The organism is Variovorax boronicumulans (assembly GCF_019352895.1).
GTDB classification, from domain to species: domain Bacteria; phylum Pseudomonadota; class Gammaproteobacteria; order Burkholderiales; family Burkholderiaceae_C; genus Variovorax; species Variovorax boronicumulans_A.
The window spans coordinates 750,345-776,479 of sequence record NZ_JAAAFX010000009.1 but is presented as its reverse complement, the minus strand read 5'-3'; the positions used below and the strand labels follow the sequence as shown (position 1 = coordinate 776,479).

At 69.6% G+C, this 26,135-nt stretch carries 23 protein-coding genes; 19 read left to right on the top strand and 4 right to left on the bottom strand.

The window, feature by feature from the left end; genetic code table 11:
* Window positions 1-28: 28 nt before the first annotated feature.
* From K0H49_RS22685 to K0H49_RS22655, 7 genes are read left to right on the top strand one after another with little or no spacing between them, the layout of a single operon-like run.
* A complete protein-coding gene (locus K0H49_RS22685) occupies window positions 29-1,213 on the top strand; it encodes a lipid-transfer protein (RefSeq protein WP_219217337.1) in 1,185 nt (394 codons plus the stop codon).
* Between the two features lie 10 nt (window positions 1,214-1,223).
* Window positions 1,224-1,664, top strand: a complete 441-nt coding sequence (locus K0H49_RS22680; RefSeq protein WP_219217335.1) for a MaoC family dehydratase N-terminal domain-containing protein — start codon at window positions 1,224-1,226, stop codon at window positions 1,662-1,664.
* A gap of 16 nt (window positions 1,665-1,680) precedes the next feature.
* Window positions 1,681-2,100 carry a MaoC family dehydratase gene (locus tag K0H49_RS22675; RefSeq protein ID WP_219217333.1) on the top strand — a complete coding sequence of 140 codons (420 nt, stop codon included), beginning with the start codon at window positions 1,681-1,683 and terminating at the stop codon, window positions 2,098-2,100.
* 31 nt (window positions 2,101-2,131) lie between these two features.
* Window positions 2,132-2,962 carry an SDR family NAD(P)-dependent oxidoreductase gene (locus K0H49_RS22670; RefSeq protein ID WP_219217330.1) on the top strand — a complete coding sequence of 277 codons (831 nt, stop codon included), beginning with the start codon at window positions 2,132-2,134 and terminating at the stop codon, window positions 2,960-2,962.
* Between the two features lie 4 nt (window positions 2,963-2,966).
* Entirely contained in the window at window positions 2,967-4,118 is a 1,152-nt protein-coding gene (locus K0H49_RS22665; protein ID WP_219217327.1) for an acyl-CoA dehydrogenase family protein, read from the top strand.
* The gene (locus K0H49_RS22660) at window positions 4,115-4,921 is read left to right on the top strand and encodes an enoyl-CoA hydratase/isomerase family protein (RefSeq protein WP_374122403.1); all 807 of its coding nucleotides are present in this window, start codon (window positions 4,115-4,117) and stop codon (window positions 4,919-4,921) included. Before K0H49_RS22665 ends, K0H49_RS22660 begins: the two co-directional genes overlap by 4 nt.
* A gap of 24 nt (window positions 4,922-4,945) precedes the next feature.
* The gene (locus tag K0H49_RS22655) at window positions 4,946-6,016 is read left to right on the top strand and encodes a CaiB/BaiF CoA transferase family protein (RefSeq protein WP_219217325.1); all 1,071 of its coding nucleotides are present in this window, start codon (window positions 4,946-4,948) and stop codon (window positions 6,014-6,016) included.
* Window positions 6,017-6,280: 264 nt separating this feature from the next.
* Here the strand turns inward: K0H49_RS22655 and K0H49_RS22650 are convergent, their stop codons facing one another.
* Both K0H49_RS22650 and K0H49_RS22645 read right to left on the bottom strand, forming a co-directional pair.
* Entirely contained in the window at window positions 6,281-7,816 is a 1,536-nt protein-coding gene (locus K0H49_RS22650) for a sigma-54 interaction domain-containing protein (RefSeq protein ID WP_219217323.1), read from the bottom strand.
* 70 nt (window positions 7,817-7,886) lie between these two features.
* The gene (locus tag K0H49_RS22645) at window positions 7,887-8,846 is read right to left on the bottom strand and encodes a LysR family transcriptional regulator (protein ID WP_219217321.1); all 960 of its coding nucleotides are present in this window, start codon (window positions 8,844-8,846) and stop codon (window positions 7,887-7,889) included.
* A 104-nt stretch (window positions 8,847-8,950) separates the two neighbouring features.
* Here K0H49_RS22645 and K0H49_RS22640 point away from each other — a divergent pair, with 104 nt between their 5' ends.
* From K0H49_RS22640 to K0H49_RS22630, 3 genes are all read left to right on the top strand, one after another.
* On the top strand, window positions 8,951-9,970 hold the full coding sequence (locus tag K0H49_RS22640) for an aldo/keto reductase (protein ID WP_219217319.1): 1,020 nt from the start codon (window positions 8,951-8,953) through the stop codon (window positions 9,968-9,970).
* A 104-nt stretch (window positions 9,971-10,074) separates the two neighbouring features.
* Entirely contained in the window at window positions 10,075-10,398 is a 324-nt protein-coding gene (locus tag K0H49_RS22635) for a hypothetical protein (protein WP_219217317.1), read from the top strand.
* Between the two features lie 89 nt (window positions 10,399-10,487).
* Window positions 10,488-11,714, top strand: coding sequence for a PQQ-dependent sugar dehydrogenase (locus tag K0H49_RS22630; protein WP_219217315.1), 1,227 nt, complete (start codon window positions 10,488-10,490; stop codon window positions 11,712-11,714).
* Window positions 11,715-11,763: 49 nt separating this feature from the next.
* On the opposite strand, the gene K0H49_RS22625 is transcribed toward K0H49_RS22630, so the two are convergent.
* A complete protein-coding gene (locus K0H49_RS22625) occupies window positions 11,764-12,606 on the bottom strand; it encodes a dienelactone hydrolase family protein (protein WP_219217313.1) in 843 nt (280 codons plus the stop codon).
* A gap of 448 nt (window positions 12,607-13,054) precedes the next feature.
* On the opposite strand from K0H49_RS22625, the gene K0H49_RS22620 reads away from it, so the two are divergent.
* Window positions 13,055-13,723, top strand: a complete 669-nt coding sequence (locus K0H49_RS22620) for a glutathione S-transferase family protein (RefSeq protein WP_219219094.1) — start codon at window positions 13,055-13,057, stop codon at window positions 13,721-13,723.
* Window positions 13,724-14,256: 533 nt separating this feature from the next.
* A complete protein-coding gene (locus K0H49_RS22615; protein WP_219217311.1) occupies window positions 14,257-14,739 on the top strand; it encodes a GreA/GreB family elongation factor in 483 nt (160 codons plus the stop codon).
* A 404-nt stretch (window positions 14,740-15,143) separates the two neighbouring features.
* On the opposite strand, the gene K0H49_RS22610 is transcribed toward K0H49_RS22615, so the two are convergent.
* Window positions 15,144-16,028, bottom strand: coding sequence for an aldo/keto reductase family oxidoreductase (locus K0H49_RS22610; RefSeq protein WP_219217309.1), 885 nt, complete (start codon window positions 16,026-16,028; stop codon window positions 15,144-15,146).
* Between the two features lie 103 nt (window positions 16,029-16,131).
* Here K0H49_RS22610 and K0H49_RS22605 point away from each other — a divergent pair, with 103 nt between their 5' ends.
* From K0H49_RS22605 to K0H49_RS22575, 7 genes are all read left to right on the top strand, one after another.
* Window positions 16,132-17,031, top strand: a complete 900-nt coding sequence (locus K0H49_RS22605) for a LysR family transcriptional regulator (RefSeq protein ID WP_219217307.1) — start codon at window positions 16,132-16,134, stop codon at window positions 17,029-17,031.
* 139 nt (window positions 17,032-17,170) lie between these two features.
* Window positions 17,171-17,920, top strand: coding sequence for a TetR/AcrR family transcriptional regulator (locus K0H49_RS22600; RefSeq protein WP_219217305.1), 750 nt, complete (start codon window positions 17,171-17,173; stop codon window positions 17,918-17,920).
* The gene (locus tag K0H49_RS22595) at window positions 17,917-19,464 is read left to right on the top strand and encodes an efflux transporter outer membrane subunit (protein ID WP_374122402.1); all 1,548 of its coding nucleotides are present in this window, start codon (window positions 17,917-17,919) and stop codon (window positions 19,462-19,464) included. Before K0H49_RS22600 ends, K0H49_RS22595 begins: the two co-directional genes overlap by 4 nt.
* Complete coding sequence (locus K0H49_RS22590; RefSeq protein WP_219217303.1) at window positions 19,461-20,723, top strand: efflux RND transporter periplasmic adaptor subunit; 1,263 nt, start codon at window positions 19,461-19,463, stop codon at window positions 20,721-20,723. Before K0H49_RS22595 ends, K0H49_RS22590 begins: the two co-directional genes overlap by 4 nt.
* Window positions 20,724-20,738: 15 nt before the next feature.
* Window positions 20,739-23,852: an efflux RND transporter permease subunit gene (locus K0H49_RS22585; RefSeq protein WP_219217301.1), complete on the top strand. Its 3,114-nt coding sequence runs from the start codon at window positions 20,739-20,741 to the stop codon at window positions 23,850-23,852.
* Window positions 23,853-23,881: 29 nt separating this feature from the next.
* Window positions 23,882-24,568: a response regulator gene (locus tag K0H49_RS22580; RefSeq protein WP_219217298.1), complete on the top strand. Its 687-nt coding sequence runs from the start codon at window positions 23,882-23,884 to the stop codon at window positions 24,566-24,568.
* Window positions 24,549-26,036, top strand: coding sequence for a sensor histidine kinase (locus K0H49_RS22575; RefSeq protein ID WP_219217297.1), 1,488 nt, complete (start codon window positions 24,549-24,551; stop codon window positions 26,034-26,036). The genes K0H49_RS22580 and K0H49_RS22575 overlap by 20 nt, the downstream gene beginning before the upstream one ends.
* Window positions 26,037-26,135: the final 99 nt, after the last annotated feature.

The window sequence follows — 26,135 nt, the reverse complement described above, 5'->3', positions numbered from 1 at the left end:
TTCTTCCTTTCATTTCCAGGAGCCTCTCATGAGCCAGGACGTCTACGTCACGGGGGTCGGCATGATCCCCTTCACCAAGCCCGGTGCGAACCGGCCCTATCCCGAGATGGCCGCTGAAGCCACACGCATCGCGCTGCAGGACGCCGGCATCGACTACGCACAGGTGCAGCAGGCCTATGTGGGCTACGTCTACGGCGACTCGACCGCCGGCCAGCGCGCCCTCTACGAAGTCGGCATGACCGGCATCCCGGTGGTTAACGTCAACAACAACTGCTCGACCGGCTCGACCGCGCTGTTCCTGGCCCGGCAGGCGGTGGCCAGCGGGGCCGCCGATTGCGTGCTGGCCCTGGGCTTCGAGCACATGAGCCCGGGCGCGCTCGGGGCCATGTTCACCGACCGTCCCAGCCCCTTCGACCGCTTCGAGACCCTCACCGACGCGCTGGTCGGCGACGCGCAGGTGCCGCTCGCGCTGCGCTATTTCGGCGGCGCCGGCCTGGCCCACATGGAACAGTACGGCACGCAGCTGTCGACCTTCGCGAAGATCCGTGCCAAGGCCAGCCGCCATGCGTCGAACAACCCGCTCGCGCTGTTCCGCACCGTCGTCACCGAAGACGAGGTGATGGCCTCGCCGCTCATGTGGCCCGGCGTGATGACGCGGCTCATGGCCTGCCCGCCCACCTGCGGCGCGGCCGCGGCCATCGTCTGCTCGAGCGCGTTCGCCGAACGCCACGGACTCGACCGCCGCGTGCGCATCAAGGCCCAGGCCATGACCACCGACCGCGCCGTGAGCTTCGAGAGCCGCGACATGCGCGAGGTGGTCGGCTTCAGCATGGCCCGGGATGCCGCACAGCAGGTGTACGAGGCGGCCGGTGTCGGCCCGCAGGACATCGACGTGGTGGAGCTGCACGACTGCTTCGCCCACAACGAGCTGCTGAGCTATGAGGCGCTGGGCCTGTGCCCGGTGGGCGGTGCCGAGCAGTTCGTGCTCGATGGCGACAACAGCTACGGCGGCAAGGTGGTCACCAACCCTTCGGGCGGCCTGCTGTCGAAGGGCCACCCGCTGGGCGCGACGGGCGTCGCGCAGTGCACCGAGCTGGTCCAGCAGTTGCGCGGCACGGCCGACAAGCGCCAGGTCGAAGGTGCGCGGCTGGCCCTGCAGCACAACCTCGGCCTGGGTGGCGCCTGCGTGGTCACGCTCTACGAACGCGTCTGAGGAGACCACCATGATCGACAAGAAATGGATCGGGCATGCGTTGCCCGCCTCGGTGCTGCCCATCGAACGCACCCGGCTGCAGTTCTTCGCCAAGGCCATCGGCGAAACCGATCCGGTCTACACCGATGTGGCTGCCGCACGCGATGCCGGCTACCCCGACCTGCCGGCGCCGCCGACCTTCCTGTTCGCGGCCGAGCTGGATTCGGGCGCGTCGAACCGGTTGCTCGACGACCTGCAGATCCCGCTTGCGAAGCTGCTGCACGGCGAGCAGAGCTTCAGCTACCACCGCCCGGCCTGCGCGGGCGACACGGTGACGGTGCGCTCCACCCTCAGCGACATCTACGACAAGAAGAACGGCGCGCTCGAGTTCGTCGTGAAGACCTCGCGCGCCACCAACCAGCGTGACGAGCTCGTGGCCGAGCTGCGCACGGTACTCGTATGCCGCCATTGAGGCGAAAGGACGCACCATGACTCCTCCCACCTACGACAGCATTCAGGTCGGCGATGAACTGCCCGCTCTGCAGCTGTCCCCTGTTACCCGCACCACGCTCGCGCTCTTCGCGGGTGCCTCGGGAGACCACAACCCCATCCACATCGACACCGACTTCGCGCGCAGGGCCGGCATGCCCGACGTGTTCGCGCAGGGCATGCTGGGCATGGCCTGGCTCGGCCGGCTGCTCACACAGTGGGCGCCGCCATCGCAGCTGCGGCGCTTCGACGTGCGCTTCCAGGGCATCACGCACCTGGGCCATGCGGTGCGCTGCACCGGCCGCGTGGTCGAGAAGCTCGAACACGATGGCGAGCGCTGCGTGCGCGTCGAACTGCTGAGCGCCAACCAGTACGGCCAGGCCCGGATCGCGGGCGAAGCGCTGGTGGCGCTGGGCTGAATCTTCCACTGCAACCACAGAGACCCCCCACATGACACGCAAACTCGAAGGCAAGGTCGCCCTCATCACCGGCTCGGGCCGCGGCATCGGCCGCGCGATCGCGCTCAAGCTGGCCGCCGAAGGCGCACGCGTCGTCGTCAACGACCTCGATGCCGAGCCGGCCGAGGACACGGTGCAGGCCATCCGCGCGAGCGGCGGCGAGGCCGTGGCCTGCGTCGGCAGCGTCTCGGCACCCGACTTCGCCGAGCGCTTCGTCGGCACCGCGGTGAGCCGATACCAGGGCCTGGACATCATCGTCAACAACGCCGGCTACACCTGGGACAGCGTGCTGCAGAAGACCACCGACGAGCAGTGGTACGCGATGATCGACGTGCACCTGACGGCGCCGTTCCGCATCCTGCGCGCCGCGCAGCCCGTGATCCGCGCGCTCGCCAAGGCCGAGACCGACGCAGGCCGGCGCGTGGTGCGCAAGGTGGTCAACATCTCCTCCGTGGCCGGCCTGTTCGGCAACGCGGGGCAGACCAACTATTCGACCGCCAAGGCCGGCATCGTCGGCATGACGCAGACGCTGGCCAAGGAATGGGGCCGCATGAACGTCACGGTCAACTGCGTGGCCTTCGGCTTCATCCAGACCCGCCTGACCGCCAGCACCGCCGATGCGGCCACCGCGAACATCGAGGGCCGCGAGATCAAGGTCGGCGTCAACCCCGGCCTGCTGGCGATGATGGAGCAGTCGATCCCGTTGGGCCGCGGCGGCACGCCCGAAGAGGCGGCCGGCGCGGTGTACCTGCTGTGCACGCCCGAGTCGGACTACGTGAGCGGCCAGACGCTGATGTGCAGCGGCGGCCTGACGGGGATCTGAGGCCATGCTTCCCCAGCTGTACCGCCATCGGTGGATGGACGAAGACATCGAGGCCTTCAGGGACCAGGTGCGCCGCTATGTCGCGGCCGAGCTGTCGCCGCAGCTCGACGGCTGGCGCCGCCAGGGCTTCATCCCGCGCGAGACCTGGCGCGCCTTCGGTGCCCTGGGCTTCCTGCTGCCCGAACTGGACGAAACCTATGGCGGCGCCGGGGCCTCGCTGGCCTACCAGCTCGTGGTGCAGGACGAACTCGCCAAGGCCGAGATCCCCGCCAACACCGGCGTGCACAACCTCGCCGCGCACTACATCCTCGACTACGGCAGCGCGGCGCAGAAGCAGCGCTGGCTGCCGAGACTCGCCAGCGGCGAACTGCTGGCCGGCATCGCCCTGACCGAACCCGGCTGCGGCTCGGACCTGAAGGCCTTGCGCACGCGGGCGCGCCGCGACGGCGACGGCTATGTGATCGACGGCGCCAAGACCTTCATCACCAACGGCTTCACCGCCAGCCTGCTGGTGGTCGCGGTGCGCACTGGCGAGGCCGGCAGCCGCGGCGTCTCGCTGGTCGTGCTGGAGACCGAGGACCTGCCCGGCTTCCGCGTCGGGCGCCGCCTCGAGAAGATCGGGCAGCACGCCTCGGACACGGCCGAACTGTTCTTCGACGGCGTGCGCGTGCCGGCCGACCGGCTGCTGGGAGAAGTGGAAGGCCGGGGCTTCGCGCAGCTGATGAGCCAGCTGGCGTACGAGCGGCTGTTCCTGTGCGTGCCGGCCGCAGCGGTGATCGAGCGCGCGGTCGAGCTCACGGTGGCGTACACCCAGCAGCGCCAGGCCTTCGGCCAGACGGTGTTCGATTTCCAGAACACGCGCTTCAAGCTGGCCGAATGCGCGACCCTCGCGCACGTGGTGCGCAGTTTCGTCAACGACTGCATCCAGCGTCTGCTCGACGGCACGCTCGACCCCGAAGCCGCCTACATGGCCAAGCTGTGGTGCACCGAGCAGCAGGGCAAGGTCACGGACGAGTGCCTGCAGCTCTTCGGCGGTTACGGCTACATGGCCGAGTACCCGATCGCCCGGATGTATGCCGACGCACGCGTGCAACGCATCTACGGCGGCACCAGCGAGATCATGAAGGACCTGATCGCGCGAAAGCTGGGCACGTGAGCGGCACCGCCACGCTGCAGGAGGTCGAGGGCATCGCCTGGCAGGTCGGCAGCGGGATCGCGCGCATCGTGCTGCGCCGGCCCGCGCAGCAGAACACGCTGACGCCGGCCTCGAGCCGGGCCCTGGCGCGTGCCATCGACGAGGTGCTGGCCGGTGGACCGCGCGTGATACTCATGACGGCGGAGGGCCGCACCTTCTGCGCCGGCGGCGACATCGGCACCTTCGTCGCCGCCGGCGCGCGACTCGATGCGCTGATCGACGAGATCCTGAACACGCTGCATCCGGCCCTGTATCGACTGGCCACTGCACCGGTTCCGCTGATCGCTGCCGTCCAGGGCGCCGTGGCCGGTGCAGGCATCGGCCTGGCGCTCTGCGCGGACTTCGTGCTCGGCGGTGCGTCGATGAAGTTGCGCACCGGCTACGCGGCGCTCGGACTCTCGCCCGATGCCGGCGCCTCCTGCTTCCTGGCACGGCGCGCAGGCGCGATGCGCGCACAGCGTTGGCTGATGCTGAGCGAGGCCATCGATGCCGACGAATGCCTGCGCTGCGGCGTCATCGACGCCTTGCATCCCGACGCGCAACTCGCCGACGCCGCAGAAGCGCTGGCCGCCCGATTGGCCGGCGCCGCCACGGGCTCGCTCGCCGCCATCAAGACGCTGTGCGGCGGCCTGCCCGGGCGCGATCTGCACGCGCATCTGGCGCTGGAGCAACGCCTGCTGGTGGCGCGCGCAGGCAGCGCCGACGGCAAGGAAGGCCCCAGGGCGTTCGCCGAGAGACGCGCTCCGCGTTTCGACGGTCTCTGACGCATCACCAGGAAAGACATGCCCATGCATCACGCCCGCCCCGACAGCCCTCGAGCCGCAAGCCTTCGACCGCCGCTGGCCGGCCTTCGCATCATCGAATTCGAAGGCATCGGCCCGGGTCCGCTCGCTGGCAGCATGCTCGTCGACATGGGTGCGGAAGTCACGGTGATCACTCGACCCGAGAGGGGCTCGATCGCCCGTCAGCTGGGTGGCGGGCAACCCGATCCGATGCGCCGGGGCAAGACGGTCGTGGCCCTGGACCTGAAGGACAAGGCCGGCCTCGCGCAGGCTTTGGCGATGGTCTCGGGGGCCGACGCCTTGATCGAAGGCAACCGGCCCGGTGTGATGGAAAGACTGGGCCTCGGGCCGGTCCACTGCGCCAGCGACAACCCGAAATTGGTCTATGGCCGAATGACGGGCTGGGGCCAGATCGGACCGCTGGCCCGGTCGGCAGGACACGACATCAACTACGTCGCCCTGACGGGACTGCTGTCGCTCTCTGCTCGGAGCGGGCAGATGCCGATCGTGCCCCCCACGGTGGTAGGCGATGCGAGCGGCGCCCTGGGCCTGGCCTTCGGCATGGTCTGCGCGCTGCTGGAAGCGCGCACAAGCGGCCGCGGCCGCGTGGTCGATGGCGCGATCGTGGACGTGCTGGCGAAGCTCGGCACCATTGCGCAATGGTTGTGCGCCAGCGGGCAGTTGGACGGCCCCGAGGCCAGCCCTTTTCACGACTCCCCTTTCTATGACGTCTACGCGTGCGGCGGTGGTGGCTTCATCACGCTGGGCGCGTTGGAGCCTCAGTTCTATGCCCTGTTGCTCGAAAAACTGGCGTTGACCGACATCGACCCGGCGATGCAGTACGACCGCGCCGCCTGGCCCGCACTGAAGGCCCGTTTCACCGCGCTGTTTGCCAGCCGATCACGCGCTCACTGGTGCGATCTGCTCGAAGGCAGCGATGTCTGCTTTGCGCCGGTGCTCAGCATGGCGGAGGCGCGCCTGCATCCGCACAACGTGGCGCGCGGCCTCTACGAAACTACCGGTGATCGCGGCGTGACGGTGCACGGCGCTCCGCGCGGGCTTCCACTCCAGTCATAGGCGCACCGTGAAGCCGTGGCGGCGCACGACCGTCGCGCAAACCTTGCACGAGCGGCCTGGCGTTCAGGCGAAGTCGGTCGAGGCCGACACCCTTCCCTGCGCGAGATCTCCGCGGCCATTGTGCCGAGCTTGGCGCATTGGGGCGCTACGACCCGGGCGTGGCGATCGCCAGGGTCGCACGCGCGGTTTCCTGGACGAGACCACCTGCACGGCACGACCTGGCGGTGTCGGTGCCGTGCCCCGCTGGATGGAGACCGACGCCGCTCAGTCGTCGGTCATCCGGTCGTACAGCGTGGCGCGCGAGATCCCCAGCAGCCGCGAAGCCGCGAGCTTGTTGCCGCCGGTGGTGGCCATCGCGGCCGCGATGGCACGGCGCTCCAGTTCGGCGATCTGCTCGGCCATCGGGCGCAGCAGGCGGGCCTGGTCGGCGTCGTCGCTGACCATGACCAGCGGCTCGGGCGCGGCGATCTTCTCCAGGCCGGTCTCGGCCAGCACGCGCTTGACCTCGGCCGCGTCGATGCGGGTCGCGTCGCTGCGCATCGCCAGCTGCTCCAGCACGTTGCGCAGTTCGCGCGTGTTGCCGCGCCAGTGCTGTGCGGCCAGCAGCGCCAGTGCGTCGGGCAGCAGCTCGGGCGGGGCCTCGCCGCTGCGCTGGGCCATGTCTTCGCCCAGGGCTTCGACCAGCGCGGGGATGTCGCTGCGGCGTTCGCGCAAGGGCGGCACGCGCAAGGGCAGCACGTTGAGGCGGTAGTACAGGTCTTCGCGGAAGCGCCCGTCGCGCACCAGCGCCGGCAGGTCGCGCGAGGTGGCGGCGATCACGCGCGCATCGAAGGGCACCAGCTTGTTCGAGCCCAGCGGCTCGATCTCGCCTTCCTGCAGCGCGCGCAGCAGCTTGGCCTGCAGCGCCAGCGGCATGTCGCCGATCTCGTCGAGGAACAGCGTGCCGCCGTCGGCCAGCTTGAACTTGCCCTCGCGTCCCTTGCGGTCGGCGCCGGTGAAGGCGCCGGGCGCGAAGCCGAAGAACTCGGCCTCGAGCAGCGTGTCGGGCACGGCCGCGATGTTGAGGCTCACGAAGGGGCCGTTGGCGCGCGCCGAGGCCGCGTGGATCGCATGGGCCAGCAGTTCCTTGCCGGTGCCGGTCTCGCCCAGCAGCAGCACCGGGCTCGAGGACTGCGCCGCGCGCCGCGCATGGCGCTTGACGTCGACGGCCGCCGGGCTGCTGCCGATGAAGCTGGCAAAGGTGTGCTTGGCGCGCCGCTGGCCGTCGGCACCGGCCTGCTTCCACAGCGGATGGTTGCGCTGGGTCGCGAGCTCGCGACGCGCGTCGTCGAGGTCGCGCTGCAGCATCGCGAACTTGCTGATCAGCGGCTGCAGCGTGGTCTGCGGATGGTCGAACAGCACGATGCCGATCGCGCCGATCACCTCGCCCAGCGCCGCGTCGCCCTCGGCGCCCGCCACCTCGGCATGCAGCGGGATGCGGCTCACGACGAAGGTGCCGGCCTTGTTGGTCAACAGGTCGATCAGGATCGGCTTGCCGCTTTCCAGCACTTCGCGCATCTGCGTGTTGTGGATCACCTCCTCGACCGGCCGGCCCACGAACTGGTCGACCGAGCTGAAGCCCAGCGCCGGCAGGAAGCGCTTGTAGCCCTCGTTGACCCAGACGATGCGGCCGCTGCGGTCGACCAGGAACATGCCCTGGCTGATGCTGGAGAACAGGTGGAACATCGAGCGCGCGGCGAGCGCGAGGATCCCCTGGGGATCGAGGGGGAGCGCGGGCGGCGGCGCCGGGACGGTAGGCATGCGCGGGATCGTAGCGCGAGCGCCGCCGGCCCTTCACCGACGCCGGGTACGGCGCAGCGGTGCCCTCGCCTCAGGTCCGGCGTCGCCGGGCCTTGGCCGGCAGCGCCGCATCCGCCGCAGAGGCCCTGGCCTGGCCGAGATCGACGCTCGCAAGCAGCGTCTCGCGAAAGATCCCCACCAGCGGGCGCAGGTTGACCTTGTGCCAAGCGGCCCACAGCGGCGTGCGGTAGCTGAACCACGGCACTTCGCGCAGCACGACGCCGGCCGGTGCGTGATGCCGCAGGCTGCTCTGGACCATGGCGATGCCCAGGCTGGCCGCCACCAGGCCGAGCGCGGTCAGCGGCTCGCTGGCTTCCATGCGCACCTCCGGCGTGAAGCCGGCGCGCGCGCAGGCGGCCACGAACAGGTCGTGCCGAAGCGCGTCCTCCTGGTGCATCACGGCGATCCACTCCTGGCCGGCGAGGTCGGCGGGTGTCAGCGCGGCCAGCCCGGCCAGCGGATGCGATGCGGGCAGGGCCAGCAGCATCGGGTCGCTCAGCACCTGCGCGAAATCCAGGTCGGGGTCGTTGGGGGCCGGCGGGTCGCACAGCAGCGCGATGTCGAGGCTGCGCTGGCGCAAGCCTTCGATCTGCTCGGGCGAACGCAGGCTGTACAGCGCCACATGCACCTGGGGGCGGCCCGCGCGCAGCGTGCGCAAGGCCGTGGGCAGCAGGCCGGAGTGCATGGCGTTCTCGATGTAGCCGATGCACAGGCCACCCTCGTCGCCCTTGCCCAGCCGTTTCGCCATCGCCTGCAGGCGCTGGCCATGGGTCAGGAAGGCGCGCGCCTCGGCCAGGAAGGTGCGACCGTCGCGCGTCAGGCGGATGCGCTGCTGGCTGCGCTCGAACAAGGTCAGTTCGAGCTTCTCCTCCAGCTGGGCGATCTGGCGGCTCAGCGGCGACTGGGAAATGTGCAGTTTTTCGGCCGCGCGCCCGACGTGTTCTTCCTCGGCGACGGCGACGAAATAGGCCAGTTGGCGAATGTCCAGCATTTAAGACCTCAGGTGACTCAAGTTGGTCGAATTATGTCTTGGACAGCATCAACCCCACAGCCCACACTCCGCTCCCTGTTCCCCACTTTCCTTCTGGACACACCATGCGCATCCAAGACCTGCTGACCGGCCGACTCGGTTTCGGCACCGCCCCCCTGGGCAACATGTTCCGCAACATCCCCGAGGCCGAAGCCCTCGCCACCGTCGACGCCGCCTGGGACAGCGGCATCCGCTACTTCGACGCCGCACCGCTCTACGGCGCCGGCCTGGCGGAGATTCGCCTGGGCGAGGCGCTGGCCAAACACCGGCGCGACGACTACGTGCTGAGCACCAAGGTCGGCCGCCTGATCCTCGATGAAGTCGTCGACCCGTCCGCGCGCGAACTGGGCGAGAAGGGCGGGCTGTTCGAGTTCGGTCGCCCGAACAGGATGGTCGACGACTACTCGGCCGACGCCACGCTGCGCTCGATCGAGGACAGCCTCAAGCGCCTGAAGACCGATCGCATCGACATCGTCTGGGTGCACGACATCGCCCAGGACTTCCACGGCGACGACTGGCTGCGGCAGTTCGAGATCGCGCGCACCGGCGCCTTCCGCGTGCTGACCCGCCTGCGCGAGGAAGGCGTGATCCGGGCCTGGGGCCTGGGCGTCAACCGGGTCGAGCCCTGCGAACTCACGCTGGACCTCGCGGAGTCGAAGCCCGACGGCTTCCTGCTGGCCGGTCGCTACACGCTGCTCGACCATGCGCGCGCGCTGCAGCGCCTGATGCCTGCCGCCGCGCGGCAGAACGTCGACATCGTCGTGGGTGGCCCTTACAGCTCCGGCATCCTGGCCGGCGGCACGCACTTCGAGTACCAGAAGGCACCGCCCGAGATCCTCGCCAAGGTGGCGCGCATCCAGGCGATCGCGCAGCGCCATGGCGTGCCGATCAAGGCCGCAGCGCTGCAGTTCTCGCTGGCGAACCCGGCCGTCGCCGCGGTCATCCCGGGCGCCAGCCGTCCGGAACGCATCGCGGAAGACCAGGCGGCACTGAATGCGGTGATTCCCGCGGCCTTCTGGGACGAGATGCGCGAGGCGCAACTGGTGGCGCGGGATGCGCCGCTGCCCGCGCCACGGCAGGACTGATCGACGCCGGGCCTCGCGCGCGCGTCCATCGCCACCGGCTACAGTCGCCTGGAACCCGACGCACGAGGTCGGGGCAGACCTCACACCGGAACGACCGCACGGACATGGATGCAGCGCACTTCGTCAAGAACTGGAGCGCCCTCAAATCGGAACTGCTGGGCGCGTTCATGGGCGACCACGGGCAGTCAGAAGTCGCTGGCAAGGTCGAGGCCATGGCCTTGACCGCCGCCCAGTCGACCCAGCTGCGCGAGGTGCTCGACGCCGCGCTGCGCGACACGATGTTCACCCTGCTCCTCGGCTTGGACGGCGCTGCGAGCATCGGCCCGGACCAGCAGACCTTCCGCATCCATGACGAGGACGGCAACGTCCTTTCCGGTTGCGGCCAGCTTGAAGAAGAAGCCTGGAAGGTGTTTCACGGCGCGGATTGAGCGTTGGCTCGTCGCGCCGATGGCCCGGTGCCGGGCACTGCCTTCTCGGTCGCCCGATACTCGTCGGACTGCCCACTGAGGAGCGAAGCATGCAACGCCTGAGATTCGGATTCATCCCCTGGTTGCTCCTCGGTGCAACGCCCGCCCTTGCGCAGATCAACGCCGGCCTGCTGCCGCCCACCCCCTCGCCTCCGTTCGAGCTCACGAAGGTCGCTCAGTTCGATCTGCCGTGGCGCATCGCCTTCCTGCCGGACGGGCGCATGCTGGTCACCGAGAAGACCGGCAAGCTTTTCCTCACGACCGCCTCCGGGCAGAAGCTCGAAGTCGCTGGCGTGCCGCCGGTGCTGTACGAAGGCCAGAACGGCCTGCTGGGTGTCTACCTGGCCCCGTCCTATTCGCGCGACGGGGCGATCTACCTGACTTATTCGGAGCCCGGACAGGACCCGGGCACCTCGAGCCTGGCGCTTGCCCGCGCGACGCTCAAGATCGGCACGGGCACCGCCTCGCTGGAGGGCCTGAAGGTCCTCTGGCACGACCCGATCAAGGGCAAGGGGGGCCAGGTCGGCGCCGCCGTGGCCTTTTCGCCGGACCAGAAGTTTCTCTTTCTCACGGCCGGCGATCGGCAGCGCTTCACTCCCGCTCAAGACCCGAACCAGCCGGCGGGCAAGATCCTGCGCCTGACCCTGGACGGCAAACCCGCGCCCGGCAACCCGATGGAGGGCAAGACCGGGGCACGGTCGGTGCCGGTGATCGATCCGCCAAGAGATACCGAGGCCGCCAGCACCGCGCCGGTCGTGCGCACCCATGTGTTCGACGGCCCCAATCTGACGCCGTCCGAGACATGGAGCTCGGGACATCGCACGCCGTACGGCCTCGCCTTCGCGCCGGATGGCCGCCTGTGGGAGCTCGAGCATGGCCCGCGCGGCGGCGACGAACTCAACCTGATCGAGCCGGGCAAGAACTACGGCTGGCCGCTCGTCTCCTATGCGGTGAACTACGACGGCGTGCCCATTGCAAGCCCCGACACCCGCCCCGACCTCGCCAAGCCAGCGATCTACTGGACGCCTGTGCTCGCGCCCGGCAACCTGATGTTCTACAGCGGCGAGATGTTTCCGAAGTGGAAAGACTCGGCGTTCACGACCGGCCTCGTCAGCCGGGCCCTGCACCGGATCGAGGTGCACGGCGCGATCGCGACACCTGCCGAGCACTGGGCGGTCGGCTTTCGCGTCCGCGCCGTCGAACAGGCGCCAGACGGCGCGCTGTGGCTGATCGAGGACGCCCACGAGGGCGGCCTCTATCGGCTCACGCCGAAGTGATCACGCCGCAGCATCCACGTCGACGCCGGGTCGCGTGGAAAGGCCGCGATCAGGCCAGTGCCGTGCCGAAGGTCGACAGCAGGCGCGCCCAGGCGCGTTCGGATTGGGCCGCGTCGTAGACCTGGGTGTCGGGCGGGCACCAGCCGTGCGCTGCGGGATACACCTCCACCTCGGCGGGCAGCTTCGCGCTCTCGAAGGCGGCGCGCAGCGTGAGCTTGGCTTCGGGGTCCTTCTTGTCGTCGTTCTCGGCCACGGCCACCAGGTAGCGCGCCTTCGTTTGGCCCACCAGGCGATGGGGGCTGTCGGGCGCTGCAGTCACCATGGCGGCGCCGTGGAAGGTGCCGACGGCGCCCACGCGCTCGGGCGCCACGGTGGCCGTGCGCACCGCGATCGGGCCCCCCATGCAATAGCCGGTGGTCCCCAGCTTGCGCGCCTTGTCCACCTCGCGTTGGGCATCGAGCCAGGCCACGAAGGCCTTGCCGTCGCTCAGGTGCATGGCCGGCGTCAGGGCCTGCATCAGCGGCATCACCTCGGCGATGGGCGTCTGGCCGCCCTGCGCCGCGGTGGGCGCCTTCTTCTGCCGGTAGAAGGGGTTCACTACCAGCACGCTGTAGCCCGATTCGGCCAGCCGCCGCCCCATCTGCCTGAAGGCCGGGCGAAGGCCGAACACGTCGGGCCATACCAGCACGCCGGGCGCCGGGCCCGATGTCGGCGCGACAAAGTAGGCGTCGCAGATGCCATCGGCGGTGGTGATGGTCACCTCGCGTTCGGCCACCGCCACCGCGTTGGCCACGACGGGCAACGCCGTCAGCAGGCCGGCGGATGCGGCCAATGCACCGAAGTCGCGGCGGGTGTACTTCTTGAGCTCTTCCCGGTCGTCCAGATCACACATGGTTGGTTTTCCTCATCAAGGTCAGGTCAGGTCAGGTCACACGTCAGCTTGTGCCACGAATCGGGACGGCCAGCAAGCGGCACGTCCTGCCCCGACCCCCGGCAGCTCAAACGCATTCCGAGCGCACCCACCCGCCGGGTCCAGATGGATGCGCCAGACGCCCCATTGCACGTAACGCGCCGGGCCGACGCGCGTGCGATGCCATTGCGCGTGAGGACACCCGCCGATGGCCGACGTTCGCAGCGGTGGGGTGCATGACGGCACGAGGACCCGCGGCGCCCGTCTCCCTTCGACTGCAGTCGGCCAATAGCCGGTGCTCGGCCACGGCGCCGAAGGCGCGGCCGATGGCCTCCTCCACACCGGCCCGTGCGCGCGCGTCGCTCGGATACGATCCGGCAGCCACGCTTTCCTTGCCTCACGGCACGACGACTCGATGACATCCGACCCCATGCGATTGTTGACCGGCCCGCTCAGCATGTTCGGCGCCAAGGCCGAGATCGCGGCGCTCGAAAAAGGGCTGGCATTCGAGCGCGTGATGGTGCCCTTCGACCGTGACGACCGCTACGCGCCGCGCCACCCCGAGGTGCTGCGCATCAACCCCAAGCAGCAGGTGCCGGTGCTGATCCACGGTGCCGTCGAGCTCTTCGACTCGACGCAGATCTCCGAGTACTTCGAGGACCTGAAGCCGCACCCTGCCCTCTGGCCCAGCGGCGCGGCGGCGCGTGCAAAGGCACGCCAGTTAGAGCACCTGTCCGACGAGGTCTTCTTTCCGAACGTCGTTCGGCTCTTCGGCCTGCAGGAAGCGATGCAAAGCCCCGCCGCCATGGCCGCCTGTGCGGCTTGCGCGCGGCACTACGAGGCCATGGATGGGCTGCTCGCCGAGCAGGACCACCTCGCGGGCGACTACTCGTACGCCGACATCGCCCTGTACATGGCCCACGTGTTCGCGGACCGCAAAGGCGCCGGCATGACCGACGCCACGCCGCGCCTCGTCGCCTGGCGTGAACGCGTCGGCCAGCGCGCCGCGGTGCGCAAGGTGGTCGGACCGATGATGAACTTCCTGGCTTCACAGGGTCGGCCGGTGCCGCGTTTCCTCCAGTCGCACCTCTCCGTTTGAACGGCTGATGTTCGCGTTTTCCGTTGGAGGTGGCTGGAGCATCCGCCAGCGGCTGGCTGCCAGGACCGGACAGTCGCCGCCACCGCCACAATGCGGACGGATGCAGTTGTTCAGCCCGACGACCCAGTTCTTTTCTCACCATGCCCATGCAAGATGCACGTCAGTGGTTCTGCTTGAGAACTCCACGGGGCAATGGAAGGAAATGCATGTCTTCGAGCTTCCGACCTCGGCGCGTCCGCTGATTTAGAGATCGGTCGGCGTTCGGCGGGAGCTGACTTCCACGGCGCCTGCACAACTACGGCTTCGTGGACGAGTATCCCGAGGAGCAGTACATCCGGCTCAACGCCAGAAACCTTCGAGTGGCAAGCGCCCGCGTTCTGCGGACCTGACGCAACTGCGACGGATCAGGCATCGATCGGCTGCGGCGGGCCCATGGCTGAAGCCAAGCTGCAGCCAACAGAAACATCGAAGGGTTCTGGAGCCCTTCATAATCAAACCTACCCCCCGCGTGTTCGAGATGCCGACCTTTTGTCATGGATAAATTCTTGCTGCAACGACAGGTGCTGGAACGTCTCGCCGAAGACCTGCTGCAAGTCGAGCAAGCCGTGCAGGCAGCCCATGAAACGGCGACTCACGAAGAAAACATCGCCGAAAACAAATACGACACATTGGGACTCGAAGCCGCCTACCTGGCCACCGGCCAGGCTCGGCGCGCCGAAGCCATACGCCAGGCGATGGTCAATTGGCGCCGATTCCACCCGCGTCCCTACGACCCCTTCCAAGGCATACAGCTCGGATCGCTGGTCTGCCTGGTCGACGCCGACGACAAGCAGCAACAGCTCTTTCTCGGCCCGGATGGGGGCAGCATGCAGTTGGTCAGCGGCGCTCAGCTTGTCCAGGTCATCAGCAGCGGAGCCCCTCTGGGTCGTGCAATGCTGGGCAAGTGCGAGGGTGATGAGGTGTCGATTCAGGTCGCTCCCATCCGGCAGCAGTTTGAAGTGCTGCGGGTTCTTTGAGCCGCAAGCAAGTGCACGCCGAACCGGCCGAGGTCCGCAGACGTGCAGGCGTCGTGAGCGTACCGGCTGGCCCGCAAGGTCAGCAGTACTCAAAACCGGCCACTGGGTCGAGATGACACTGGCGCATTGTTGATTGCTGCAGAGAATTGCCCCCCAGCAATTTCCTTCTAAGACGTGGCCCACGTAAAACCCTGCCCTGCTCATTCTTAAAGCAAGGGATCCTGGGAGTGAGAGACGTGGCGACGTTGCGTGTCATCAGACTTGTCTGCGTCTTTGACGGCACGGTACGCACCGACCCAGTACGGCCGCTTCCGTCCGGGAGCCGAAGTCAGTCTGCGGCATTGAGCGCCAACGACACCACAAGGGCCGGCCGCCAACCGCTTGTGATGTGGCCCTGCCCCGACTCAGCGGTCGGTGGCCTTTGATGCCGCCACGCCATCCAGCGCGGCCATCGCCTCGGCCGGGAGGTCGAGCGTGCCGGCCGCCAGGTTCTCGCGCAAGTGGTCCACCGACGAGGTGCCGGGAATCAACAGGATGTTCGGCGAGCGGCGCAGCAGCCAGGCCAGCGCCACCTGCATCGGGGTGGCGCCAAGGCGCTCGGCGATGCCGGAGAGCGCGGACGATTGCAGCGGGGTGAAGCCGCCCAGGGGAAAGAACGGCACGTAGGGGATGCCGTCGCGCGCCAGTTGGTCGATGAGTGCGTCGTCATGACGATGCACCAGGTTGTATTGGTTCTGCACGCAGGCGATGCGGCAGATGGCGCGTCCTTGCGCGACCTGTGCGGAGGTCACGTTGCTCAGGCCGATGTGCCGCACGAGGCCTTGGCGCTGCAGTTCGGCCAGCGCCGTGAGCGGCGCCTCGATCGAACCTTCGGCCGGGCCTTGGGTGTCGAACATGGCCCGCAGGTTCACGACCTCCAGCACGTCCAGGCCCAGGTTGCGCAGGTTGTCGTGCACAGCCTGCGCCAGTTCCTGCGCCGAGAACGCGGGCAGCCAGCCGCCCTTGTCGTCGCGTCGCGCGCCGACCTTGGTCACGATGACCAGCTCTTTTGCATACGGAGCGAGCGCCTCGCGAATGAGCTGGTTGGTGACGTGCGGGCCGTAGAAGTCGCTGGTGTCGATGTGGTCGACGCCGCTTTCCACCGCTGCGCGCAGCACGGCCAGCGCAGCGACGCGGTCCTTGGGCGGGCCGAACACGCCGGGGCCGGCGAGCTGCATGGCGCCGTAGCCGAGACGCTGGACGGTGTGCTCGCCGAGGGCGAACGAGGTGCGGACTTGGGTGCTGGACATGGTGTTTCTTTCCGTGAGCTTGGAGGGACGAGGCCAGTCTAGGCAGTGCATCGCTGCTTGATAAGCCATCACAATCGGCACAGGCTGTGCGGAATTCCAGACAATGAAAGTCGACCTTGGTGATCTGAATGCCTTCGTGGCGGTGGCGGGAGCCAAGGGCTTTCGCGACGGCGCACGCCTGAGCGGCGTGAGCGCGTCGAGCCTCAGCGAGGCGGTGCGTCGGCTGGAAACGCAGCTCGGCGTGCGGCTGCTGCATCGCACGACGCGCAGCGTGCTGCCCACGGAGGCGGGGCAGCGGCTGCTCGAGCGGCTGCGGCCTGCGCTCACCGAGGTCGAGGCGGCGCTGGACGTGGTGAACGGCTTTCGCGACCGCCCGGCCGGCACGCTCAGGCTGAACGTGCCGATCAGCGCGGCGCGGCTGGTGCTGCCCTCGATCGTGCCGCGCTTCCTGGCCGCCTACCCCGACATCGCGCTCGAAGTGATCGCCGAGGACGGGTTCGTCGACGTGCTGGCCGCCGGCTGTGACGCCGGCATCCGCTACGACGAGCGGCTCGAGCAGGACATGATCGCCGTGCCGATCGGCCCACGCACCCAGCGCTTCGCGGCAGCGGCCTCGCCCGCCTACCTGGCGCGCCGTGGCCGGCCGGAGCATCCGCGCGACCTGCTCGGCCATGAATGCCTGCGCGGGCGCTTCGCCAGCGGCTCGATGCCGCCATGGGAGTTCGAGCGTGACGGCGAGGTGCTTCGCCTGGACGTGACCGGACAGCTGATCGTGCGGCTCGGCGCCACGACCGACCTTGCAGTGGACGCGGCGGTGGCCGGCACGGGCGTGGTCTACCTGTTTGAAGACTGGCTGCGCCCTTACCTGGACAGCGGCGCGCTCGAGCCGATCCTCGAGCCATGGTGGCCGCGCTTTTCCGGCCCGTTCCTGTACTACCCGGGCCGGCGCCTGCTGCCGGCACCGCTGCGCGCCTTTGTTGATTTCATCCAGCAGGCGCCCTGAGCGTTGGCGCCAGGCGATCCGCCCGCGGAGCGGGACGGCGCGCGAAGCCGAACGGACGACCAGTCTTCGCCGAATGTTTCAGCCACTGAAACAAATAAGTCAATCAATCGATTGATGTCCATGCTGTAATACCAGCCGCATGACCCCTCCCCCCGCCCCACCGCCGCAGACCCGCGGCCCGCGCAGCGATGGCATCGAGGCCCGCTCGCGCATCCTCTACACCGCCCTGCGCCTGTTCGCCGAGGGCGGTTTCGCCAAGACCTCGACGCGCGAGATCGCCAAGGCCGCCGGCGTGAACATCGCCGCCATTAGCTACTACTTCGGCGACAAGGCGGGCCTCTACGCGGCCACCTTCAACGAGCCGATGGGCGGCAGCGCCAACGACCTGGTGAAGCTGTTCGAAGACCCGGCGCTGCCGACCGGCGAGGCCCTGCGCCTGTGCATGAATGCCTACGTCGAGCCGCTCAAGCGCGGCGAGATCGTGCGCCAGTGCATGCGCCTGCACATGCGCGAAATGGTCGAGCCGACCAGCCAGTGGGCCGAGGAGATCGAGCGCGACGTGCGCGGTCCGCACGAGGCCCTGGTGGGCATCCTGTGCCGTCACCTGGGCGTCAAGAAGGCCGACGACGATGTGCATCGGCTGGCGCTGGCCGTGAGCGGCCTGGCGATGCAGCTGTTCGTGATGCAGGACCTGGTCGACACGCTGCGTCCGTCGCTGCTCAAGTCGGCCCAGAGCATCGACACCTGGGCCGAGCGCCTGCACCTCTACGCGATGGCCATGCTCGAGGCCGAGGCGACCCGCCGCACCTCGTCGGCGGCATCCGCCCGCGCCACGCCGCCAGCCTCGAAGCCCGCTGCGCCCAAGACTTCCAGGAAAAAAAGCACATGACGCTGCGCCTGCTGATGACCACCCCGACCTTCGGCCCGACCCCTCGGCGGATCGCCCTGCTGTGCCTGCCGCTGGCCCTGGCCGCCTGCGGCATCACGCGCCCGCCGGCGGTCGCGGATGCGCCGATTCCGACGCAATGGAACGCACCGCTGCCGAAGGCGACGGCTGCGGCCCCGACCCCGGCAGCCGCCCTGCCCCATGCCGGCTCGCTGCCGGGCCTGAGCGGCTGGTGGCGGCAGCTCGACGACCCGGTGCTGCTCGCGCTGATCGAATCGGCCCAGGCCGTGAGCCCGACCGTGGCCAGCGCCTCGGCGCGCATCGTCGAGGCGCGTGCCACGCGCGTGCAGTCGGGGGCGGCGCTGCTGCCCACGCTCGACGGCACGCTGTCGGCACAGCGCAGCAACTCGCCGGTCGGCGGCACGGGCGGCGGCGCGACCGAGCCCACGGCCTCGCTGCCCGGTGTGACCACGCTGCAGGCCGGCCTGCAATCGAGCTGGGAGATCGACCTGTTCGGCGGCCGACGCGCCAGCCGCGACGCGGCCCAATCGCGGCTGCAGAGCGCCAACGCCAAGTGGCACGACGCCCGCGTGTCGGTGGCGGCCGAAACGGCCAACCAGTATTTCGCCGAACGCGCCTGCCAGCGGCAACTCGCGGTGGCCCAGTCCGACGCACGCTCGCGCAGCGAGACCGCGCGGCTCACCGACCTGTCGGCCAAGGCCGGCTTCACCGCACCGGCCGATGCGGCCTTGGCGCGCGCCAGCGCCGCCGACGCCGCAGGCCGGCTCACCCAACAGGGCGCCCAGTGCGCGGTGCTGCGCAAGGGACTGGTCGCGCTGAGCGGACTCGACGCACAAGCGCTCGACCAGCAACTGGCCACCGTGCCGGCCGACCGTGCCCTGCCCCTGGTGCATGCGGTCGCCAGCGTGCCGGCGCAGATGCTCGCGCAACGGCCCGACGTCTTCGCCGCCGAACTCGCGGTGGCCGCGGCCAGTGCCGACGTGGGCGCAGCCGAGGCCGATCGCTACCCGCGGCTCACGTTGCAGGGCTCGGTGGCGGCGCTGCAACTGCGCAGCGGCGGCGCCAGCCAGAACCTTCAGACCTGGACCATCGGCCCGCTGGCCCTGACGCTGCCGATCTTCGACGGCGGCACGCGCGCGGCCAACACCGCATCGGCCAAGGCCCGCTACGACGAAGCCGTGGCGCTCTATCGCGGCAACGTGCGCACGGCCGTGCGCGAGGTCGAGGAGGCGCTGGTCAACCTGCAGGCCACCGACGAGCGCACCGGCAACGCCGACATCGCGGTGCAGAACTACCAGGCCTCGTTCAACGCGACGCAGGCCCGCTACGAGAGCGGGCTCGCCAGCCTGTTCGAACTCGAAGACGCGCGCCGCACCTTGTTCGCCGCGCAGACCGCCCGCGTGGCACTGCAGCGCGAGCGGGCCGAAGCCTGGGTCGCGCTCTATCGCTCGACCGGCGGCGGCTGGACGCGGCCCGATGCCGCGCTGGCCCAGAACACCCCATCCCTTTCCTCGACGACGCCATGAAAAGACTCAACCGCTCCACCCTCATCGCCGTGCTGCTGGCCGTCGTGGTCGTCGCCGTGCTGGCCTTCTGGCTGCTGCGCAAACCCGACGACAAGGCGCCGCCGGCCGGCAAGGCCGCAGCCGTCGGCAGCGACAGCGCCGCGCGCCCGGCACTGACCGTGTCGGTCGCACGGGCCGAGCCCAGCGAGCTCAAGGTCACGCTCAGCGCCAACGGCAACGTGGCGGCCTGGCAGGAGGCCAGCATCGGCTCCGAGTCCAACGGCCTGCGCCTGGCCGAGGTGCGGGTGAACATCGGCGACGTGGTGAAGAAGGGCCAGGTGCTGGCCGTGTTCTCGCCCGAGACCATCAACGCCGACGTGGCGCAGGCCCGCGCCTCGCTGGCCGAAGCCAGGGCCACCGCGGCCGACGCGGCCGGCAATGCGGCCCGCGCCCGCACGCTGGCCCAGACCGGCGCGCTGAGCCAGCAGCAGATCAACCAGTACCAGACCACCGAGCAGACCGCCAAGGCGCGCGTCGAGGCGGCCGAGGCGGTGCTGGCCGCGCAGCAAGTGCGCGGGCGCAACACGCAGGTGCTGGCGCCCGACGACGGCGTGATCTCGGCCCGCACCGCCACCGTGGGCAGCGTGGTCGCGGCCGGCACCGAGCTGTTCAAGCTGATCCGCAAGGGCCGGCTCGAATGGCGCGCCGAAGTCACTTCGGCCGAACTGGGCCGCGTGGTGGTCGGCACGCCGGCCGTGGTCGTCAGCGCGAGCGGCGCCGAGGTGCAGGGCACGGTGCGCAGCATCGCGCCGACCGTCGACCCGCAGACGCGCAATGCGCTGGTCTATGTCGACATCCCCTCCTTGATGCAGAACACCGGCTCGAGCGCCGCACGGCCGCCCGAAGGCGCGAGCGCCCCCTCGGGGGGCAGCGCAGTACGCGAAGCGACAAGCGTGGGGGCCTTCAAGGCGGGCATGTTCGCCAACGGCGAGTTCCAGCTGGGACGCAGCAGCGCGCTGACGGTGCCGCAGTCGGCCATCGTGCCGCGCGACGGCTTCAACCACCTGCTGGTGCTGCAGCCCGACCAGCGTGTGTCGCAGCTCAAGATCCAGACCGGGCGCCGCGTCGGCGAACGCGTGGAAGTGCTGACCCCGCTGCCGGCCGATGCGCGCGTGGTGGTGCAAGGCGCGGGCTTCCTCAACGACGGCGACCTGGTCAAGGTGGTCGATGTGCCTGCACCGGGTTCGGCCGCACCGGCCGCCTCGGCCACGGCCAAGTAAGGAGCCTCGCTCACCATGAACGTCTCCGCCTGGTCCATACGCAACCCGATTCCCGCGGTGATGCTGTTCGTGCTGCTCACCTTCGGCGGGCTGCTGTCCTTCAACGCCATGAAGGTGCAGAACTTCCCGGACATCGACCTGCCGACCGTCACGGTCACGGCGGCCTTGCCCGGTGCCGCGCCCTCGCAGCTCGAGACCGATGTCGCGCGCAAGCTCGAGAACGCGATCGCCACCATCCAGGGCCTCAAGCACATCACGACCAAGGTGCAGGACGGCGCCGCCACGCTGATCATCGAGTTCCGGCTCGAGAAGCCGGTGCAGGAGGCGGTCGACGACGTGCGCTCCGCGGTGCAGCGCGTGCGCGCCGACCTGCCGGCCGACGTGCGCGACCCGGTGGTCACCAAGCTCGACTTCGCAGCGCAGCCGGTGCTGGCCTACACCATCTCCTCGACCCGGATGGACGCCGAGGGACTGAGCTGGTTCGTCGACAACGACGTGACCAAGAAGCTGCTGAGCCTGCCCGGCGTGGGCGCGGTCAACCGCGTGGGCGGCGTGACGCGCCAGGTGCACGTCGACCTCGATCCGGCCAAGCTGCAGGCGCTCGGCGCCAGCGCGGCCGACATCTCGCGCCAGCTGCGCCTGGTGCAGACCGAAAGCGCGGGCGGCCGCTTCGACCTCTCGGGCAGCGAGCAGCCGGTGCGCACGCTGGCCACGGTGCAGTCGGCCGACGAGCTGCGCGACATCCAGATCCCGCTGTCGGACGGCCGCCGCATCCGGCTCGACCAGGTGGCGCGCATCAGCGACACCATCGCCGAGCCGCGCGCCACCGCGCTGCTCGATGGAAAGACCGTGGTCGGCTTCGAGGTCGCGCGCAGCCGCGGCGAGAGCGAAGTGGCCGTGGGCAAGCTGATCCAGGGCGCACTGGCCGAGATGCGCACCCAGCACCCCGACATCCAGCTCAACGAGGCCTTCAACTTCGTCAAGCCGGTGCAGGAGGAATACGACGGCTCGCTGCACCTGCTCTACGAAGGCGCGATCCTGGCCGTGATCGTGGTCTGGCTGTTCCTGCGCGACTGGCGCGCCACCTTCGTCTCGGCCATCGCGCTGCCGATGTCGGTGATTCCGGCCTTCATCGGCATGCACCTGCTGGGCTTCTCGATCAACATCATCTCGCTGCTCGCGCTGTCGCTGGTGGTCGGCATCCTGGTCGACGATGCGATCGTGGAGGTCGAGAACATCGTGCGCCACCTGCGCATGGGCAAGTCGCCCTACGAGGCGGCCATGGAGGCCGCCGACGAGATCGGGCTGGCGGTGATCGCCACCACCTTCACGCTGATCGCGGTGTTCCTGCCGACCGCCTTCATGAGCGGCGTGGCGGGCAAGTTCTTCAAGCAGTTCGGCTGGACCGCTTCGCTGGCGGTGTTCGCATCGCTGGTGGTGGCACGGGTGCTCACGCCCATGATGGCCGCCTACATCCTGAAGCCCATCGTCACGCAGGAGAAGGAAGCCGGCTGGCTCAAGCTCTACATGCGCGCGGCCGAGTGGTGCATGACGCACCGCTTCGCCACCATGGTGATGGCCACGCTGTTCTTCTTCGGCTCGATCGCGATGATCCCGCTGCTCAAGACCGGCTTCATTCCGCCGGACGACGGCTCGCAGACCCAGGTCTACCTCTCGCTCGCGCCCGGCGCCACGCTGTCGCAGACCACGGCCACGGCCGAGGAAGCGCGGCTGCGCGTGATGAAGATTGCGCACGTGAAGAGCGTCTACACCACGGTGGCGGGCGGCAGCGCGGGCGGCGATCCCTTCGCCGGCCTGGGCACGCCCGAGACGCGCAAGGCCACGCTGACCATCCAGCTCGACCCGCGCGGCGAGCGCCCGCGCAAGCAGCTGATCGAGGACCAGATGCGCACCGCGCTCGAATCGCTGCCCGGCGTGCGCAGCACCGTGGGCCTGGGCGGCTCGGGCGAGAAGTACATCCTGGCGCTGTCGGGCGAGGACCCGGTCGCGCTCACGGCCGCGGCCCGCGCGGTCGAACGCGACCTGCGCACCGTGCCCGGCCTGGGCAACATCACCTCCACCGCCAGCCTGGTGCGCCCCGAGATCGCGGTGCGCCCGGACTTCGCACGCGCCGCCGACCTCGGCGTGACCAGCACCGCCATCGCCGAGACGCTGCGCGTCGCGACGCTGGGCGACTACGACCAGTCGCTGCCCAAGCTCAACCTCGCGCAGCGCCAGGTGCCGATCGTGGTCAAGCTCGAGGACAGCGCGCGCCAGGACCAGGCCCTGCTCGAACGGCTCACCGTGCCCGGCACGCGCGGCCCGGTGATGCTGGGCCAGGTCGCGAAGATCACGGTCGAGGGCGGCCCGGCCGTGATCGACCGCTACGACCGCTCGCGCAACGTCAACTTCGAGATCGAGCTGTCGAAGGTGGGCCTGGGCGATGCCAAGACCATGGTCGCCGCCCTGCCGTCGATGCGCAGCCTGCCGCCGGGCGTGCGCGTGGCCGAGATCGGCGACGCCGAGGTCATGACCGAGCTGTTCGGCAGCTTCGGCCTGGCGATGCTGACCGGCGTGCTGTGCATCTACATCGTGCTGGTCCTGCTGTTCAAGGACTTCCTGCATCCCGTGACCATCCTGTGCGCGTTGCCGCTGGCACTGGGCGGCGCCTTCGTCGGGTTGCTGATCGGCCAGAAGGCCTTGTCGATGCCCTCGCTGATCGGGCTGATCATGCTGATGGGCGTGGCGACCAAGAACTCGATCCTGCTGGTCGAATACGCGATCGTGGCGCGCCGCGATCAGGGCATGAGCCGCTGGGACGCGCTGCGCGACGCCTGCCACAAGCGCGCGCGCCCGATCATCATGACCACCATCGCGATGGGCGCGGGCATGATGCCGATCGCCTTCGGCTGGGGCGCGGCCGACGCGAGCTTCCGCTCGCCGATGGCGATGGCCGTGATCGGCGGGCTGATCACCTCCACCGTGCTGAGCCTGCTGGTGGTGCCGGCCGTGTTCACCTACATCGACGACATCGAGCACTGGATTCGCCGCAGCGTGCGCCGGCTGCGCGGCCTGCCGCCTGCCGACGCCCCCGTCGACAACGCTCTGAAGCCCGCGGCGCCCCGGTAAGGCGCACAAGTCCCGGCTACGATCGGCGCATGCGTCTGCTCCTGGTCGAAGATGAAGCCGAGATGGCTGCCTGGCTCCTGCGTGCCTTCAAGCAAAGCGGGTATGTGACCGACCATGCGCCCGACGCGGCCATGGCCGCGTCCTTGCTCGCTTCGGGCGACCACGATGTGATCGTGCTCGACCTGCAGCTGCCCGACCGGCACGGCCTGTCCGTGCTGGCCGACCTGCGTGCCGCGGGCAACCGCACGCCGGTGCTGATCCTCACGGCCCAGGGCTCGGTCAAGGACCGGGTCAAGGGCCTGAACACCGGGGCCGACGATTTCCTGAGCAAGCCCTTCGCCATCGAGGAACTCGAGGCCCGCCTCGAAGCCCTGGCGCGCCGCGCGCGCGGCAGCCCGCATGCCGCGCTGCGCTGCGGTTCGCTGTCACGCGCCCACGGCAGCCGCGCCTTCACGCTGGGCGACACGCTGCTGCAGCTCACACCGCGCGAAAGCGCCGCGCTCGCGGTGCTGCTCACGCGCGCCGGCTCGCCGGTCGAGAAATCGCAGCTGTCGGCCAAGGTCTTCCCTGCCGACAGCGACGCCGGCCCCGACGCCATCGAACTGGTGCTGCACCGCCTGCGCCGCAAGCTGGCCGGCGGCGACGTGCGCATCGTCACCGTGCGCGGCCTGGGCTACATGCTGGAGAGCATCGGGCATGACCTCGCCGGCGACTGAGCCGCGCAGCCGCTTCGGCATCCGCGCGCGCCTGCTCGCGCTGCTGCTGCCCTGCATCCTGGGGCTGCTGGCGCTCGACAGCTGGAACGACTACCGCGCCCTGCGCAGCCTGGTCCAGGACGCCTACGACAGCGTGATGCTCGAGGCCGCCGATGCCCTGCGCCGCAGTGTGGTGCCCGCGGCCGACGGCGCGCTGCAGCTCGATGCGAGCGCCGCGCAGGTGCAGCGCATGTTCGAAGCGGCCAGCCGCAAGACCGGGCACCTGCGCGTCGAGCTCCGGCCCCAGGGCGCGGCGCCCGCCGCGGGCCGGTTGCTGCTGGGCGACGCCGACCTTCCGCCGCCGCCCGCAGGCAGCGACGGTGCATCGCCCGTCTGGTTCGACGGCAGCTACCGCGGGCAACCGGTGCGCATGGTGGCGCTGCGCAGCACCGTGGTCGACGGCCATGGCCAGAGCTTCGAGTTGCGGGTGCAGACCGCCGAAGGCACCGAGCCGCGCCAGCATGCCGAGGCGGCCTCCCTGCGCCAGCAGTTCTTCCGCGATGCGCGCATGGTGGTGCTGGTGATCCTGCTGGTCTGGCTGGGCGTGACCTGGTCGCTGCGGCCGCTCGAGCGGCTGCGGCGCTCGGTGGTCCAGCGCCGGGGCCAGTTGCCCGAGCCGCTCGATGCCGGCGGCGTGCCGCACGAGGTGGCGCCGCTGGTCGAGGCCGTGAACCAGAACGTCGCGAGCTACCGCGGGCTGCTCGACCAGCAGTCGCAGTTCCTCGCCGATGCCTCGCACCAGCTGCGCACGCCGCTGGCCATCATGCTCACGCAAGCGGGCGTGGCGCTGCGCGAGAAGGACAGCACGCAGCTGCACGCCACGCTGCGCGCGATGGTCACGCAGATCGCCCGCAGCCGGCGCCTGTGCGAACAGCTGCTCTCGCTGGCCCATGCGAACGACGGCACGCAGCCGCCGCAGACATCGCAGCGCGCGGACCTCAATGCGATCAGCAAGGACGTGGTGCTGCAATACCTGACGCTGGCGCACGAGAAGGAGCAGGACCTGGGCTGGGTGGATGCGCGCGAGGACGCCGCGACGGGCGATGCGACGCGGCCTGCCGTGCCCGTGCAGGCCGACGCCGCCGAACTGCACGAGGCGCTGGCCAACCTCGTGCACAACGCCATCGCCTACACGCCGGTCGGCGGCCGCATCACGGTCACGGCCGGCGTGGTCGACGGCGTGGCCTGCGCCGAGGTCAGCGACGACGGCCCCGGCATCGCGCCCGCGCGGCGCGCAGCGGTCTTCGAGCGCTTTCGCCAGGCCGGCGATCGCGCCGGCAAGCCCACCGGCGGCGCCGGGCTGGGCCTGGCCATCGCGCGCGCCTATGCGCAGCGCAACGGCGGCGACATCGTGCTGGCCGATGCGGAGGTCGGCACCGGGCTGCGCGCCATCCTTCAGCTGCCGCCGGCACCGCCACAGGCCGACTGAGCCGCCTACGGCCTTGGCGTGTCGACGCCGTGAATGCCCTTAGGGGCGTGTGAGTGATAACACGTATTTTGGGGCGCGGAAGGCAAAACGAAAGCCGAT